Here is a 16393-nt window from a genome sequence, read left to right as displayed (position 1 = left end):
ACCCCCACCCCCACCAACTTCGGAAATCCCGCCCCTCCCGGGGAACCCGAACCCACCCCGCCCCGTCCAACCCTCACGCTGCCGGGTGAGTCTCCGCAGCGCGGCCCGTCGGCCTCGCCGCTGGCTGCGATCGCTGACCATCCCTCTCCACCGCCTGCGGCCGGCAGCCCGCCGTCACCGGCGCGCCCCCCTCCGACAGCGCCGGTGACGGCCCCTCCCCACCGGAGCCCCCTCCCCACCGGGGAGCCCCTTCCCCACCCCGTCCCGTGCGTTCCCTTGACCGGAAGAAACTTCCCGGATATTCGTGACACCTCGGAAGTTTCCTTCAGTGGATCTTCTCCGGAAGGAGCGCACGTGCCCTCCAGACGTACCGTCCTCACCGCCTCGGCGGGCGTCACCGCGGCCCTGGCCGTCGGCCCCACCGCACAGGCCGACGGACCCGACGACAAGGCGCTCCGTCGCCTCGTCTCCCGTATGACGCTGAAAGAGAAGGTCGGCCAGCTGTTCGTGATGCGGGTCTACGGTCATTCCGCGACCAGACCCGACCAGGCCGACATCGACGCCAACCTTCAGGAGATCGGTGTCCGGACGGCCGCCGAGCTGGTGGCGAAGTACCGGGTCGGCGGGATCATCTACTTCTCCTGGGCGCACAACACCCGCGACCCGCACCAGATCGCCGCGCTGTCGAACGGCATCCAGAAGGCCTCCCTCAAGCTGCCGCGCGGGCTCCCCGTGCTGATCTCCACCGACCAGGAGCACGGCATCGTGGCCCGCGTCGGCAAGCCGGCGACACTCCTGCCGGGCGCGATGGCACTCGGCGCGGGAGGCTCCGCGACCGACGCCCGCGAGGCCGGGCGGATCGGCGGGGCCGAACTCCGCGCGCTCGGCATCCGCCAGGACTACGCGCCCGTCGCCGACGTGAACGTCAACCCGGCCAACCCGGTCATCGGCGTCCGCTCCTTCGGCGCCGACCCGACCGCCGTCGCCGGACTGGTCGCGGCGCAGGTGAAGGGGTATCAGGGGTCCGGGGTCGCGGCGACCGCCAAGCACTTCCCGGGGCACGGGGACACGGCCGTCGACAGCCACTACGGCTTCCCCGTCATCGAGCACACCCGGCAGCAGTGGGAAACCCTCGACGCGCCGCCGTTCCGGGCCGCGATCCGGGCCGGCATCGACTCGATCATGACCGCGCACATCATGGTCCCGGCCCTCGACCCGTCCGGCGACCCGGCCACCCTCTCCCGCCCCATCCTCACCGGCATCCTGCGCGAACGGCTCGGCTACGACGGGGTCGTGGTCACCGACTCGCTCGGTATGCAGGGCGTACGGGAGAAGTACGGCGACGACCAGGTGCCGGTGCTGGCGCTGAAGGCCGGCGCCGACCAGCTCCTCAACCCGCCCTCGCTGGACGTCGCGTGGAACGCGGTCCTGAACGCCGTGCGCGCCGGGCAGCTGACCGAGGCCCGCCTCGACCGGTCGGTTCTGCGGATCCTGCGGCTCAAGGCGAAGCTGGGGCTCCTCGACAAGCCGTATGTCACCGCCGCGGGCGTCGACCGGGTGGTGGGCGTCCGGAAGCATCTCGACGCCGCCGACCGGATCGCCGAGCGGACCACGACCCTGCTGGTCAACAAGGGCCCGCTGCTGCCGCTGTCCCGGCGTACGCACAAGAAGGTGCTGGTGGTGGGCGCCGACCCGGCGTCCCCGTCGGGCACCACGGGCCCGCCGACGGCCGTCCTCGCCGCCGAACTCGCCTCCCTCGGCTTCACCACGAGCCGGCTGCCCACCGGTACGGCGCCCACGCAGGCCCTGATCGACCAGGCGGTCGCGGCGGCGCGCGGCAAGGACGCGGTGGTCGTGGGGACGTACAACGTGACGGCGGACAGCACCCAGAGGATGCTGGTCGAGCGGCTCCTCGCCACCGGGGTCCCGGTGGTCGCGGTGGCGCTCCGCAACCCCTACGACGTGGCGCAACTGCCCCAGGTGAAGGGGTATCTGGCCGCGTACTCGTGGACGGACGTCGAGGTGCGGGCCGCCGCCCGGGTGCTGGCCGGGCGGGTCGCGCCGCGCGGACGGCTGCCGGTGCCGGTGCAGCGGGCCGACGACCCGACCCGGGTGCTGTACGCCATCGGACACGGGCTGGGCTACCGGTCCTGACCTACAGGGCCCGACATCCGGGGTCCCGCGCCCGGAGTCCCGGCGTACGGGCCCTGGCGTACGGAACCTACGCCGCGCTCCTCGCGCACCACCCGCAACGTACGCAATGCGCCCGGTATGCCGGGCAGGGCTCGGCGCCGCCGGGTCACGCTGGACGCGTACGTCGTGGGGGTGATCATGCGAGGGGTGCGCCGCGCTGGTGGGGTGCGTCCGGCGGCCGGGCTCGTCGCGGCCGCCGCGTCCGCCGCGCTGGCCGTGTCGCTGCTGTCCGGTTGCCAGGTCTGGCCGGACCGTTCGGGTCCGGAGCCCGAGGAGCGGACCACGACCACCGCGCCCACCCGGCCCGCCGGGTACGGGACCGTGTTCCTCGGCATCGACGAGTGCAGCTCCTTCGGGACGACCAGCTTCACGGAGGTGCCCTGCGCCAGCGAGCGGGCCGCCGCCCGGGTCGTCGCCCGCCACGACGGAACGGTCCCGCAGGGGCCGCCGTGCCCGGCGACCACCGACTTCGTCCTCCACATCAGCCAGTCGCGGCCCGCCCCCGGCACGGACGAGGACGGCGACGGCTCGGTACCGCAGGGCTACGCCTGCATGCGCAAGCTCCAGCCACCGCACCCGGGCGACCCCGGCGGCGGAGGAGGCCCCCGCACCATCGTCGGCGACTGCGTCTACGGCGCGGGGCGTGGCGAGGTCCGCGAGACCGCGTGTGACGACGACGGCGACGGCGACAGCGACGGCGGGCACGCCCCGGAGTACCGGGTCACGGCCGCCGTCGAGAAGAAGACCCAGTGCCCCGTCTCCACCGACCTGTACGTGCAGTTGGGCGGCAGCAAGCCGGTGGGCTGCGCCCGGCCCGTCTGAACACCCGGCGCCCCGCACACCGTTGACGACGCCCCGGATCGAACACCCCTCCGAACACCAGCAGGCCGGATCGATATCATCCGTTTGCGGTTGACGGTCCGTACGACGACGGTGGGGGGACGATGGCCCAGGAAGCCCAGGGCGCTCCGGGCAACGAGGAGCTGCCGGACATCCCCGGCTACCGCATCGACTCCCACCTCGGCTCCGGCGGCATGGGACACGTCTACCTCGGCATCTCGCCCTCGGGCCGTCAGGTCGCCGTGAAGGTGATCCGCGGCAACCTCGCCCACCAGCCCGACTTCCGCGGCCGCTTCCGGCGTGAGGTGACCGCCGCCCGGCAGGTCAGCGGGGCCTTCACCGCGCCCGTCGTGGACGCCGACCCGGACGCCGACCCGCCCTGGATGGCGACCCTCTTCGTGCCGGGGCAGCCGCTCGACGAGCGGGTCACCAAGGGGCCCGCCCTCACCGACGAGGAGCTGTACCGTCTCGCGACCGGGCTCGCGGAGGCGCTGCGGGACATCCACCGCGTCGGGATCGTGCACCGGGACCTCAAGCCGGGCAACGTGCTGCTGGCCGACGACGGGCCCCGGGTCATCGACTTCGGCATCGTGCGCGCGGCCGACGACGCCGTGCTCACCGCCCCCGGGCTCACCGGGACCGGCGTCACGATCGGCACCCCGCCGTTCATGTCGCCGGAGCAGATACGCGCCCAGAAGGACGTCGGGCCGCGCAGCGACATCTTCTCGCTGGGCTCGATGCTGACGTACGCGGCGAGCGGCCGGGTGCCGTTCGACGCGACGGACGTGTACACGCTGGTGTACCAACTCGTGCACGAGCCGCCGAAGCTGGACGCCCTGCCCGGCTGGCTGCGGCCGACGGTGGAGCGCTGCCTGGCCAAGGATCCGGACGACCGCCCCGACGCGGCGGAGCTGCTCTCCCTGCTGGCCGACACGTACCCGGGCACGTTGGAAGGGCCCGCGACTCCGCCGGCCGCGAGCCCGGCCCCCGACGCGGACGCGGACGCGGCGACCGGCACCGCCTCGGACGGGGGCGCGAACGGGGAGGCCGACACGGCGGCGGACGCGGACGCGCGCCGGGACACCGCGTCCGACGCCAAAGCGGACGCAGACACCGCCTCCGGCGCCACCGACATGGGCTCCGTGACGACGGACCTGGGCCGCGTACCCACACCCCCGCCCCGGCGCGGGCGCCGCCGCCGGGCGCTGACCGTGGCGGCGGCGGTCGTGGCGGTGAGCACGATCGCGGGCGGGCTGGTGTACGGGTTCCGCGAGGGCGGGGAGGACCCCGGGACGGGGCCCACGACTCGCGCGCGTACCGTGACGACCCAGCCGAAGGGCTCCGCCGAGTACATCGCGGCGCAGTCCGGCTCCGCCAACTTCTCGTACGCCTACCACGACAGCCCCGAGCGCCGCCCGGACGGCTGGCGGCAGTGGCAGTACAACCTCCAGAACAGCGACTGCGTGTACGCCGACTCGTCCCTGGTGTGCCTCGGTGACCGGGCCGTCCGGATCGACGCGGCCACCGGCAAGGAGCTGTGGCGCAACAGCAAGGTCTCGACGTACGGGAGTCAGAACAGCCCCGTCGTCGTGGACGGCATCGCGGTCGTCAACGTCGGCGACCGCCTCGTCGGGCTCTCGCTCGCCGACGGCTCCGTGAAGTGGCGCTATGCCACGGCGGTGCTCGCCGAGCGTCTGATGAGCGACGGCGAGCGGGTGTACTCGCTCACCGAGGACGGCACGGTGTACTCCGTCGACGCCCGTACGGGCACCAAGCCCTGGGTCGAGGGCTCCCACATCCCCAGCAGGAGCGGCACGGTCGGCCAGCGGGTGCTGGGCGACCGGTACTACGTGTTCACCACCGCGGACGCCGAGGTCGGCGACGACTACGTCACCGTGCTCGACAAGGACAGCGGCAGGCGCCTCACCTCCTTCAAGCTGCCCGCGCTCTGCTCGCCCGGCACGGAGGCACTGCTGGAGGAGGACGGCAAGCCGCAGTTGTACTGCGCCGCCGTCGACAAGTACTCGGCGCCGTTCGGCCAGGGGGTGCTCCGCATGGAGCTGGCCAAGGGTGCCGAGGTGATCCGCACGGAGGCCGGAGCGACCCTGGGGGCCGGCCAGCCCGGACCCGAGCTGTCGGTGACACCGGGCCGGGTCATGTACGTGGCGTCGACCGCCACGGGCGGCGAACTGGTCTCCGTCGACGCGGCCCGGCGCAAGGAGCTGTGGCGGGTGCCGATCCCCGGCAAGGGCCAGACCGGCGCGCCGCCGATCCAGGCCGGCGACCGGGTCTACGTCGTCAACAGCCGGGGCGCCGCCGCCTTCGACGCGCGTACCGGCAAGCTGCTGTACCAGCACAGCGTGCCGTACCTGGACGACGAGAGCGGCTTCGACACCGGTCTGGACACCGAACCAATCGTCGCCGGCGGCATCCTCTACGCGCCCTCGAACAAGGTCGGCTGGGTGGCGCTGGACACCGAGGCCACCTGAGCGTCCGGGGCGGTCGGACACCGGACACGGGTGAGCCCCGGTGTCGCCGTCGGGCGGCACCGGGGCTCCGTCGCGCGTCGTGCTAGGGACGCAGCGTCATCTCGCGCTCGACGTCGCGCTTGTCGAGCTTGCGGTCGAACTTCGCGAGCGGCTTCGCCTTGCTCGCGTCCTGCTGGACCGCGGCCGGGGCGACGCCCGCCCACTTCAGGATGCGGGCCGTGGCGAGGTCCTTCTCCGCCTCGACGAGGCCGGCGACCCGGGCACCGTGGTTGGCGCCGGGGGCCGTGAAGACGTACGAGTCACGGGCCTTCTTGCCGAGGTGGAAGGGCTCGGCGCCCCACGGGTCGTTCTCGCCGTACACGAACAGCATGTGGCGGGCGTTGTTGCGGACCCAGGTGTCGACGTCCCGCATGGCGTGCGGCTGGAACTTCATCTTGATGTCCCGCGGGACGAAGTTCCGCGGCGGCTGGTAGCCGTAGCGGATGTACTTCTTCTCGATGTGCGGGAACTTGATGGTCGGCGCGCCGAGCTGCGTACCCGCCTGGTAGTAGTACGGCGTGTACGTCTCCAGGCCCTGGTCGGCGTAGGCGGAGAAGCCGGAGATCGCGTCGATCGAGTTCCAGATCTCGTCGTCCGTGGCGGTCTTGGCGTTCTTCGGGATGGTGTCGCTGTCGCAGTCGGCGAGCAGGCTGTACTGCCAGAAGCCCCACACGTAGTCGAGGACGACGGCCTCGTACGCCTTGTCGAGGCTGCCGATGGTGTGGAAGGTGAGGTTCTCGGCGGCGGCGTACTGCGCGTACTTCTTCTCCAGCGGCTCGCGGCGCACCAGCGCCTCGCGCTGCACCGCGTTCAGCCGGTCGCGGCACTCCCTGGTGCCGACCTTGGCGAAGAACCGGTCGTACGCCGAGTCCTCCTTGTTCACCACGTCGTTGGGGGCGACGTACGCGACGACGCCGTCCATGTCCTTCGGGTAGAAGCGCTCGTAGTACGTGGCGGTCATGCCGCCCTTGGAGCCGCCCGTGGAGATCCACTTCTTGTCGTAGATCTTCTTGAACGCCTTGAAGATGCGGTGCTGGTCGCTGGCGGCCTGCCAGATGTCCAGCTTGGTCCAGTCGGCCGGGGCCGGACGGGACGGCGTGAAGAAGCGGTACTCCATGGAGATCTGGTTGCCGTCCACGATCATCGTGGGCTCGCGGCGGCCCGGGTTCGTGGAGACGTTGTAGCCGCCGGTGTAGAAGACCGTCGGGCGGCTGGTGTCCCTGTGCAGGACGGTGATCCGCTGCTGGAAGGTGCCCTTCGCCGGGTGGCGGTGGTCGACCGGCTGCGTGAAGTTGAGGACGAAGAAGCGGTACTCCGGCCCCGACTTCTCCTCGATGAGGCTCACACCCGGTATCGCGAGCAGTCGGTCCTTGATGTCGGTGGTGTCCGGCTGTGCGGCGGTGGCCGCGCCCGCCGTGCTCAGAGTGCCTATGAGCACCACGAGCGACAGCACCCACCTGAGCGCTTTGCGCATGCGTTCTCTCCCCTATGGAACGGCTGTGCGCCGGAAGCTATCGGAGCGGCCGCCGGGGCACCAGGGAAGAAAGGGGCCAACTGGACTGCTTCCAGGCGCAGATGGCGGAGATAGGGAAAACCCTGTGTGCCCGGCTCCGACGGCAGGGGCGGGTGGTCAGCGCAGGATCCAGCCCGAGGTGTAGCGCACGGAGCCGACCCGCGCGTGGACGCACACGGGGCGCCGGCCCGCGTGCACGGTGACCGGGCCCGCCGGGTGCCGCTTGTTGCGCACCCACTGCCCCGCCCACGCCCGGATGCGGATGGTGCCCTTGCCGGCCTTCCACCCGCCCTTGCCCATGACCTGCTTGCGGGGCACGAGCACGGCGCACACGTACCGGCCGCCCTTGCGGTAGACGTGCACGGCCCCGGCGTCGAAGGTCAGGGTCCGCACCTTGCGTCCGGCGCAGGACGACGCCGCCGTCGCGCTGCCCGCGGGGCCGGCCAGGGCGAGCAGCCCGGCCAGGGTCAGGACGGCCAGCGCGAGCGCCAGCGGCCGACGGATCGCGCCCTTCGCACCCCTGCTCACCGACTGTCCCTCCCACCGCAGAAGCGTACTGATATTCGGACGCACGAGAGGTACCGAACGGTTGCGCGACGGGAGGGAAATACCGGCGGCGGCCGCCTACGCCGTCATCGACTCCTGCGTCGCCGGCTCCCCTACGCCTTCATCGCCGGCTCGCCCACGAAGGTCCGCCAGAGTTCCGCGTACCGGCCGTCGAGGGCGAGGAGTTCGTCGTGGGTGCCGTCCTCGGCGACCCGGCCGTGGTCCATGACGACGACGCGGTCGGCGCGGGCGGCGGTGGTGAGGCGGTGGGCGACGACGAGGGTGGTGCGGCGGCCGGCGAGACGGTCGGTGGCCTGGTTGACCTGGGCCTCGGTGGCCAGGTCGAGGGCCGCCGTCGCCTCGTCCAGCAGCAGGACGTCCGGGTTCACCAGCTCGGCCCGCGCCAGGGCGATCAGCTGGCGCTGGCCCGCGGAGAGGTTGCGGCCGCGTTCGGCGACCTCGTGGAGGTAGCCGCCGTCGAGGGTGGCGATCATGTCGTGGGCGCCGACGGCCCGCGCGGCGGCCTCCACCTCGGCGTCGGTGGCGTCGGGGCGGCCGTAGGCGATGGCGTCCCTGACGGTACCCTGGAAGAGGTACGCCTCCTGCGGGACGACACCCAGCCGGTGCCGGTACGAGGCGAGGTCGAGGGCGCGCAGATCGGTGCCGTCGACGGTGACCCGGCCGCCGGTGGGGTCGTAGAAGCGGGCGACGAGCTTGACGAGGGTGGACTTACCGGCGCCGGTCTCGCCGACGAAGGCGACGGTCTGCCCGGCCGGGATCCGCAGGGAGATGCCGCTGAGGGCCGCCTCCTCGCCGTCGGAGCCCCCGTACTGGAAGTCCACGTCCTCGAAGGCGATGTCGCCGCGCAGCGACAGCACCTCCAGGGGTTCGTCGGCGGACTTCGTGGACGTCGGCTCCCGGAGCAGCTCCTGGATGCGGCCCAGGGAGACGGTGGCCTGCTGGTAGCCGTCGAAGACCTGGGAGAGCTGCTGGACGGGGGCGAAGAACAGGTCGATGTAGAGCAGGTACGCCACCAGGGCGCCGGTGGTCAGGGTGCCCGCGTCGACCCGCCGGCCGCCCACGATGAGCACCGCGGCGGCCGCGACCGACGACAGCAGCTGTACGAACGGGAAGTACACGGAGATCAGCCACTGGCCGCGCACCCGGGCCTCGCGGTAGGCGGCGCTGCCGGCCGCGAACCGCTCGCCGCCGGCGCGCTCGCGCCGGAACGCCTGCACGATCCGCAGTCCGGCCACCGACTCCTGGAGGTCGGCGTTGACGACGGAGACCCGCTCACGGGCGAGTTCGTACGCCTTCACGCTCGCCCGGCGGAAGAAGAACGTGCAGAAGATCAGCGGCGGGAGCGTCGCGAAGACGACCAGGGCGAGCTGCACGTCGATCACGATCAGGGCGACCATGATGCCGAAGAAGGTGACGACGGAGACGAACGCGGTGACCAGGCCGGTCTGGAGGAACGTCGACAGGGCGTCCACGTCGGTCGTCATCCGGGTCATGATCCGGCCGGTCAGCTCCCGCTCGTAGTAGTCGAGTCCGAGCCGCTGGAGCTGGGCGAAGATCTTCAGCCGGAGCGAGTACAGGACGCGTTCGCCGGTACGGCCGGTCATCCGGGTCTCGCCGACCTGGGCCGCCCACTGGACGAGGACCGACAGCAGGGCCAGCAGGGACGCGGCCCAGACCCCGCCGAGGACGGCCTGGGAGACACCCTCGTCGATGCCGTGCCGGATCAGGACCGGCAGCAGCAGACCCATACCGGCGTCGACGGCGACCAGGGCCAGGCTCAGCAGCAGCGGCAGCCCGAAGCCGCGCAGCAGCAGCCTCAGGCCGTAGGAGTGCTCCGGGGCGACCGCGCGGGCCTCGTCGATGTCCGGGGTGTCCCGCGCCGGGGGCAGCGCCTCGACCTGGGCGAGGAGCTCGGGGGTGGCGGGGGTGCCGGCGAAGGCGGCGTCCCGGGGCTCGCGGTCGCCGGTCCACAGCCGGGGCGTGATGCCGCGTTCGGCGTCGAACTCGGCGTCCAGCTCGTCCCTTATCGCGGCCCCCATCGAGTCGCGCGCGGCGTCCTCGGTGGCGGGCGTCCTCGGGAGGTGGCCGGGTGAGACGCCGCCCAGCTCGTCGGGGTCGGTGAGCAGCCGCCGGTACAGGGCGGAGCGGCGCTCCAGTTCCTCGTGGGTGCCGATGTCGGCGAGGCGGCCCCCGTCGAGGACGGCGATGCGGTCGGCGAGGCCCAGGGTGGAGCGGCGGTGGGCGATGAGGAGGGTGGTGCGGCCCTCCATGACCTGGGTGAGGGCCTCGTGGATCTCGTGCTCGACGCGGGCGTCCACGGCGGAGGTCGCGTCGTCTAGGACGAGCAGCCGGGGGTCGGTGAGGATGGCGCGGGCCAGGGCGATGCGCTGGCGCTGGCCGCCGGAGAGGGTCAGGCCGTGTTCGCCGACCTTGGTGGCGTAGCCCTCGGGCAGCTCGGCGATGAAACGGTCCGCCTGGGCGGCGCGGGCGGCGGCCTCGATCTGCTCGTCGGTGGCGTCGGGGCGGCCGTAGGCGATGTTGTTGCGGACGGTGTCGGAGAAGAGGAAGGAGTCCTCGGGGACCAGGCCGATCGCGGCGCGCAGCGAGTCGAGGGTCAGCTCGCGGACGTCGTGGCCGCCGATGAGGACGGCGCCGCGGCTCACGTCGTAGAAGCGGGGCAGCAGCAGCGAGACGGTGGACTTGCCGGAGCCGGAGGAGCCGACGACGGCGAGGGTCTCGCCGGGCCGGATCTCGAAGCTCAGCCCGTCCAGCACGGGGCGGCCGTCCTCGTAGCCGAACGACACGTCGTCGAACTCGACGGTCGCGGGCGCGTCGGCGGGCAGCGTCTTCGTGCCGTCGGTGAGGGTCGGCTCGGTGTCGATGAGCTCCAGCACCCGCTCGGTGCCGGCGCGGGCCTGCTGGCCGACGGTGAGGACCATGGCGAGCATCCGGACGGGGCCGACCAGCTGGGCGAGGTACGTCGAGAAGGCGACGAAGGTGCCGAGCGTGATGTGCCCGCGCACGGCGAGCCAGCCGCCGAGCGCCAGCATGGCGACCTGGCCGAGGGCGGGGACGGCCTGGAGGGCGGGGGTGTACCTGGAGTTGAAGCGGATGGTGCGCAGCCGCCCGGCGAACAGCCGCCGGCCCACGTCGCGCAGCTTGCCGGTCTCCTGTTCCTCCTGTCCGAATCCCTTCACCACGCGTACGCCGCTGACGGCGCCGTCGACGACGCCCGCGACGGCGGCGGCCTGGGCCTGCGCGTACCAGGTGGCGGGGTGGAGCCGGGCGCGGCTGCGGACGGCGATCCACCACAGGGCGGGGGCGACGGCCAGCGCGACCAGGGTGAGCGGGATGGACAGCCACGCCATGACGACGAGGGAGATCAGGAACAGCAGGAGGTTGCCGATGGTCATCGGCAGCATGAAGAGCAGGCCCTGGATGAGCTGGAGGTCGCTGGTGGCACGGCCGACGACCTGCCCCGTGGACAGCTCGTCCTGACGGCGCCCGTCGAGCCGGGTGATCGTGCCGAACATCTCCGTGCGGAGGTCGTGCTGCACGTCGAGGGCGAGGCGACCGCCGTAGTAGCGGCGGATGTAGGTGAAGACGTAGACGAGGACGGCGGCCGCGATGAGGGCGCCGGCCCAGGGCATCATGGCGCGGGTCTTGTCCCCGATGACGTCGTCGATGATCACCTTGGTGATCAGGGGGACGACGGCCATCACGGCCATGCCGGCGAGGGACGAGCCGAGGGCGAGGACGACGTCCTTGGGGTACCGCCAGGCGTACGCGGCGAGCCGACGCGCCCACCCGGGCGCGCTCCCCGCCCGCCCCGGCTCCGTTGTCGTCGCCGGCTCTCCCATCCGGTCCTCCCCCTGTCGCGCGGCCACGCGGTGCCCTCCTCGTCGTCCGGGTACGTCCGGAAGGCACCAACGCCGTGGGGTGCGGATTTCATCCCGGCGCGACGCGGTCCTCGCCGGCCCCGCGCACGAGGAGCGCCGAAGGAGGCGCCGACCGCCGTACGGCGCACATGTGCCACGCACTGGTAAGGGGTCGAATACCAGGAGTATGGTCCCTGGTATGGCATCAACCAAGAAGGTGACGGTGACCATCCCCGAGGATCTCCTCGACGAGATCCGGTCGGAGGCGGCGGAACGGGGCCTGTCGGCGTACGTCACCGAGGCCCTGCGCTTCAAGCGCGACCGGGACCGGTTGCTGGAACTGTCCAGCTGGATGCAGGAGGAACACGGCCCCCTCAGCGAGGAGGAGCGCACGGCGGCGTTCGAGGAACTGGAGGATCTCGACGCCGAGCACGAGCGTCGCCGCGCCGTCGGCAAGCACGACGCCGGAGAGGCCGCGTGACGAAGCCGGCCGGTCGGCGGACGCAGCGGCCACCGCGCGTCTTCGTACTCGACTGCGAAGCCCTGTCCCTGGCCGTACGGGGCGACCGGAGGATGATCGCCTGGATCGACCTCGCAGCCCGGGGCGAAGCCGAGGTCGTGACGTCTCCGATGACTCTGGTCGAGGCGTACGACGGCAGAACCACCGAGCAGCGCTGGGACTGGGTCCTCTCCCGGCTCAAGGTCGCCGACATCGGAAAGGACGAAACCCGCCAAGCCCGCCGCCTCCTGGCCGATGCCAAGCTGCACGGCCACAAGTACGCGATCGACGCCGTGCTCGCCGTCATCGCCCGGCAGCAGAAGGGACAGGTCACCGTCTTCACCTCGGACGTGGACGATCTGGAGCGGCTGCTTCCGGACTCGATCGTCGTCAAGAAGGTCTGACCCCCCTCTCTGGGCCGGTTGTCCGGCCACCGTTCGCGCCCCCGACCGATACTCCTGCGAGACCGGTCGGGGGCGCGTCGGCGACGAGGTGTGCGTCGACACTCGGCCGCACTACGCCGCCGCCTCCGCCCGCTCCTCCTCGGGGGCGGTCTCCGGCTCCTCCGTCGGGGTCTCGTCCCGGCTGAGCAGGCAGATCGTTCCGCATACCGCCGCGGTCGCCGCGGCCACGTACCAGTTGCCGCCCGGTATGTCCCAGGACGTCGCGAGGTCGAACAGGGCGCCTGCCAGGAGGGAGCCGATCATGTTTCCGGCGCTGCGGAAGAAGTGCATCGCGCCCATCGCCTTGGCGAGGCGGTCCGCGGGGACCTTGCGGGCGACCCAGATGTCGAAGGACGGGACGAAGAGGATCTCGCCCAGGACGACCGTGAGGCAGCCGACGACGATCCACGGCACCGAGCGGCCCGCGCCGAACGCCGTGAACGCCACCGTCATCCCGGCCAGGCCCACCGCCATCACCGCGCCCGGCCGCAGGTTCTTGATCATGAACTTGAACAGGGGGTACTGGAGGACCAGCACGCTCAGGCCCGTGATCCAGAACGGGGCCGACGGCGCCCAGCCCGACGCGTACTCCTCCATGTGCAGCGGGATACCGACCATGAAGCCGATGGAGAGGAACCAGAAGACCGCCGAGAGCAGGAAGTAGCGGGTGGCGCCGCGGACCTCGATGCCCTTGAAGACGGCCGTGCTGAACAGCGGCACCCGCTCGGCCGCCGGCTTCTCCGTGGCCTCGCCGAAGCCGTCCCTCGGGATGAACGCCGACGACGCCAGGCAGAAGCCGATGAAGATCGCGAAGACGACCGAGAAGAGGGTGCGCAGGTCGACGTCGGCCAGCAGACCACCCACCAGCGCGCCACCGAAGAGGCCCACCTGTGCCGACATCTGGAAGGTCGAGAACGCCTTCGGGCGCTCGTCGTCGGGGTACGAGACCAGGATGTTCTTCAGGCCGGGGAAGGCCGTGCCCGAGCCGAGGCCGATGAGGAGGGCCAGCACGGAGTAGACGGCGACCCCGTCGCCGAAGCCCATCAGGAACAGGGCGACCGCCTCCGTCGCGGTGCCCGCGAACACCGCGCCCCGGATGCCGACGCGGGCGGCGACCCCCTCGTAGAAGAACGTCGCGGCGAGCCGGCCGACGTACGTCATGCACATCACGACACCGGCCCAGAAGCCGCTGTCGGTGCCGCCGAGGGAGGCGACGAGGACGGGGAACCAGATGAAGTTCCCGATGTGGGCGAGGAAGATACCGGCGTTCACGCCGATCAGTGCCCGCCTGCGTTCGATGGTCACGCGGCGATTCCCTTCGGTTCGGTCGGTGCCTGGGCGGCGGCCCGCAGCGCGGCGATCTCGCGGGCCAGGGCCGCGCGGTCGATCTCCACGCCCCGGACGACCGTCTTCACGGGCAGGGCCGACAGCGGACGGTCGGGGGCGGAGGCGTGCAGGACGTTGTAGGTGGCGTCGGCGCCCACGCTCAGCGGGTGCGCGCCGGTCGGGGTGCCGCTCAGCTCGTCGATGTAGCGGCGGCCGCCGACCGTGGCCCGGTGGCGCAGCGCCAGGTCCAGGGAGGGGTCGTCGCCGCGCAGCAGGTCCAGCTCGCCGAGCAGGGAGTAGCCGTGGTAGGCGCCGGTGTTCCCGGAGTCGGTGCCGACCAGCAGATCGCCCCGGCCGAGTGCGGCGAGCGCGTTGCGGCGCATGTCGGCGAGGGCGGCGGTGCGGGTCTCCTGGACGCCGTACTCGATGCCGTACGGCTTCTCGATGCCGCGGACGAAGTCGAGGTTGCGGACGTCCTGGGTCTCGGCGAAGCCCTCGCGGGAGTACTCCGTCAGGAACTCCTCGCCGGTCATGATCATGGGGCGGAGCCCGGCGAGGGTGGAGACGAACCGTGCCCCCTCGAACTCCTTCCAGTCGGCCGCGTCGAGCGTGCGGTCGCGGACCGTGTGGGCGAAGAGGCGGAAGCCGCACTCGTACGCCCAGCGGGTCTCCTGGAGGGTGTTGCAGTCGATGACCGCCGTGACGCCGCGCTCCGCGGCCATCCGGGCGGTGAAGCGCAGCACCCGCTCCGAGAGGCGGGAGAAGCGGACGGGGCTGCCCGGCTGTTCCGTGCCGTCGGTGAACATCACCTTCAGGAAGGTGCCGCCGCGTTCGGCGTTGGCGCGCAGCGCGTGGTCGAGGTCGGACTCGACGGCCAGCATGTGCACCGGGGCCGGGAACTCCACGCCGTGGCCGGTGCGGCCGGCCGCGTCGGTCGTCGCCGTCACCGCGTAGCCGCAGTGCGCGAGCTCCGGGTACGGCCACGGGGAGGCCGCCCGGCCGGCCGCCCAGGCGTCGGCGACCAGCGGGAAGCCGAACATGTCCACCACGTGGGAGACCCCGTGGTACAGGTACTGGAGGGCCACGATCCGGGGGTCCTCGACCGTGTCGTCCCAGTTCGCGGGGAGCGCGACATGGGCGTGGGTCTCGGTGTAGCCGGGCCACAGCTCGTGCTCGCCGCCCCGGCGGGCGCCGGTGGGGCGGAAGGCGGTGAAGACGCCGTTCTCGGTCGTGACGTCGTAGAGCGCGTCGGGGTCGAGGGCCGGGACGGCCACCCCGTGCAGGGTGACCGGTCCCTCCTGGCCGCGTACGGCCTCGCTCATCGGGCCACCTCGACCTTCAGCCGCAGGTCGATGGCGTCCAGGGCCTCCTCGTTGCGCTTGTTGACCTCGTCGCGGTCGGCGCCGGTGAAGATGATGTGGCCGATCCAGTCGAAGTTGCTCTTGGAGAGGCGGCTGACCTCGACGCCGGGCTTCTTGTAGGCGAGGGCGCTGTGGAAGCCGGGCAGGTCGGTCAGGCCGTCGAAGCCGATGGACTCGACGGTGCCGGCGACCGGGGAGCCGAACCAGTGGCCGCCCGCGATGGTCTCGCCGGGGAAGGGCAGCTCGGGGCGCTCGCCGAGGGCCTGCCGGATGACCTCCAGGTAGGCGTCGACTCCGGAGCTGATCTGCATCAGGCTCGGCACGATGCCGCCGATGAGCCGCCCGTTGACCTCGCACAGCACCGGGCCGTCGGGGCCGAGCAGGAACTCGGTGTGGATGAAGCCGAAGTCGACGCCCAGCTCGTCGAGGACCTTCGTGGTCATCGCGAACAGCTCGTCCTGGAGCGGGTGTCCGGTGAAGTAGGTGGCGCCCATCTCGATGAAGTGCGGGAAGCCGCTCAGCGGACGGTCGGTCAGGCCGAGGTTGACGACCTCGCCCTTGCCGAGGACGCAGGACTCCACGGAGATCAGCTCACCGGTGACGAACTCCTCGATCAGGATGTCGGGGATACGGACGACACCGCGCCCGTAGTCGACGACGTCCGCGAGCTCCGCGAGGTACGCCGTCAGGTCGTCCTCGTCCTTCAGGTGCAGCACGTGCAGGCTGGCGGTGCCGTCGGAGGGCTTCACCACGCAGGGGAAGCCGATCTCGCGGACGGCGGCCTCGACCTTCGCCGGGTCGGAGACGTGCGCGAACCGCGGCTGGCGGACGCCCGTGCCGTCGAGGGTGAGGCGGGTGAGGTGCTTGTGGCGGGCGTTGCGGGCGCCGTCGACGCTCATCCCGGGCAGTCCGAGCGCCTCGGCGACGGCCGCGGTGTGCACGGTGTGGTACTCGCTGTACGTGGTGACGCCGTGGACCGGGCGCTCGGCGTGGATCGAGCGGGCCAGCGCCGTCAGCTCCTCGATGGAGAACGCCTTCTCGCTCTTGACGACCTGGCAGTGGGGGTGGGCGTAGGCGGCCTCGGTGAGCGGGGAGACCGCGAGGTAGAAGTCGGGGTCGACGGAGACGAGGGTGACGTCGTGGCCGAGGTCCAGGGCGTTGGCGATGCCGGCCATGCCGTTGGGGTTGCATTCGATCATGAGGATGTGCACGGGGACTCCTGAAGTCGGTGTGGGTGGTGGGTGG

11 protein-coding genes are annotated in these 16393 nt (G+C 71.9%); 5 read left to right on the top strand and 6 right to left on the bottom strand.

The genetic code is table 11. The features are described from left to right. Window positions 1-354 precede the first annotated feature (354 nt). From SMA5143A_RS21040 to SMA5143A_RS21030, 3 genes are all read left to right on the top strand, one after another. Window positions 355-2154, top strand: a complete 1800-nt coding sequence (locus tag SMA5143A_RS21040) for a glycoside hydrolase family 3 protein (RefSeq protein ID WP_107464425.1) — start codon at window positions 355-357, stop codon at window positions 2152-2154. A 177-nt stretch (window positions 2155-2331) separates the two neighbouring features. Continuing rightward, window positions 2332-3015: a hypothetical protein gene (locus tag SMA5143A_RS21035; RefSeq protein ID WP_375136529.1), complete on the top strand. Its 684-nt coding sequence runs from the start codon at window positions 2332-2334 to the stop codon at window positions 3013-3015. Between the two features lie 122 nt (window positions 3016-3137). Beyond that, window positions 3138-5522: a protein kinase domain-containing protein gene (locus SMA5143A_RS21030; RefSeq protein WP_107464424.1), complete on the top strand. Its 2385-nt coding sequence runs from the start codon at window positions 3138-3140 to the stop codon at window positions 5520-5522. Between the two features lie 82 nt (window positions 5523-5604). Here SMA5143A_RS21030 and SMA5143A_RS21025 read toward each other — a convergent pair whose 3' ends face one another. The 3 genes from SMA5143A_RS21025 to SMA5143A_RS21015 form a co-directional block, all read right to left on the bottom strand. Next, the gene (locus SMA5143A_RS21025; RefSeq protein WP_107464423.1) at window positions 5605-7035 is read right to left on the bottom strand and encodes a S28 family serine protease; all 1431 of its coding nucleotides are present in this window, start codon (window positions 7033-7035) and stop codon (window positions 5605-5607) included. A gap of 156 nt (window positions 7036-7191) precedes the next feature. Next, entirely contained in the window at window positions 7192-7602 is a 411-nt protein-coding gene (locus SMA5143A_RS21020; RefSeq protein ID WP_258193644.1) for a hypothetical protein, read from the bottom strand. Between the two features lie 131 nt (window positions 7603-7733). Beyond that, complete coding sequence (locus tag SMA5143A_RS21015; protein ID WP_107464450.1) at window positions 7734-11501, bottom strand: ABC transporter ATP-binding protein; 3768 nt, start codon at window positions 11499-11501, stop codon at window positions 7734-7736. A gap of 217 nt (window positions 11502-11718) precedes the next feature. Between SMA5143A_RS21015 and SMA5143A_RS21010 the strand changes: the two genes are divergently transcribed. Both SMA5143A_RS21010 and SMA5143A_RS21005 read left to right on the top strand, forming a co-directional pair. Continuing rightward, window positions 11719-12000: a CopG family transcriptional regulator gene (locus SMA5143A_RS21010; protein WP_107464422.1), complete on the top strand. Its 282-nt coding sequence runs from the start codon at window positions 11719-11721 to the stop codon at window positions 11998-12000. After that, the gene (locus tag SMA5143A_RS21005; protein ID WP_107464421.1) at window positions 11997-12422 is read left to right on the top strand and encodes a PIN domain-containing protein; all 426 of its coding nucleotides are present in this window, start codon (window positions 11997-11999) and stop codon (window positions 12420-12422) included. Before SMA5143A_RS21010 ends, SMA5143A_RS21005 begins: the two co-directional genes overlap by 4 nt. A 111-nt stretch (window positions 12423-12533) precedes the next feature. Here the strand turns inward: SMA5143A_RS21005 and SMA5143A_RS21000 are convergent, their stop codons facing one another. Genes SMA5143A_RS21000 through SMA5143A_RS20990 form a run of 3 tightly spaced genes read right to left on the bottom strand, consistent with a single transcriptional unit; the run spans window position 12534 to window position 16359 of the window. Next, entirely contained in the window at window positions 12534-13766 is a 1233-nt protein-coding gene (locus SMA5143A_RS21000; RefSeq protein ID WP_107464420.1) for an MFS transporter, read from the bottom strand. Then, complete coding sequence (locus SMA5143A_RS20995; RefSeq protein ID WP_107464419.1) at window positions 13763-15109, bottom strand: hydrolase; 1347 nt, start codon at window positions 15107-15109, stop codon at window positions 13763-13765. The genes SMA5143A_RS21000 and SMA5143A_RS20995 overlap by 4 nt, the downstream gene beginning before the upstream one ends. Continuing rightward, window positions 15106-16359 carry an ATP-grasp domain-containing protein gene (locus SMA5143A_RS20990; protein ID WP_055715237.1) on the bottom strand — a complete coding sequence of 418 codons (1254 nt, stop codon included), beginning with the start codon at window positions 16357-16359 and terminating at the stop codon, window positions 15106-15108. The genes SMA5143A_RS20995 and SMA5143A_RS20990 overlap by 4 nt, the downstream gene beginning before the upstream one ends. Window positions 16360-16393: the final 34 nt, after the last annotated feature.

The sequence above is a fragment of the Streptomyces sp. MA5143a genome (genome assembly GCF_900290235.1).
Lineage (GTDB): Bacteria > Actinomycetota > Actinomycetes > Streptomycetales > Streptomycetaceae > Streptomyces.
This window is presented reverse-complemented; position numbering and strand designations above follow the sequence as displayed.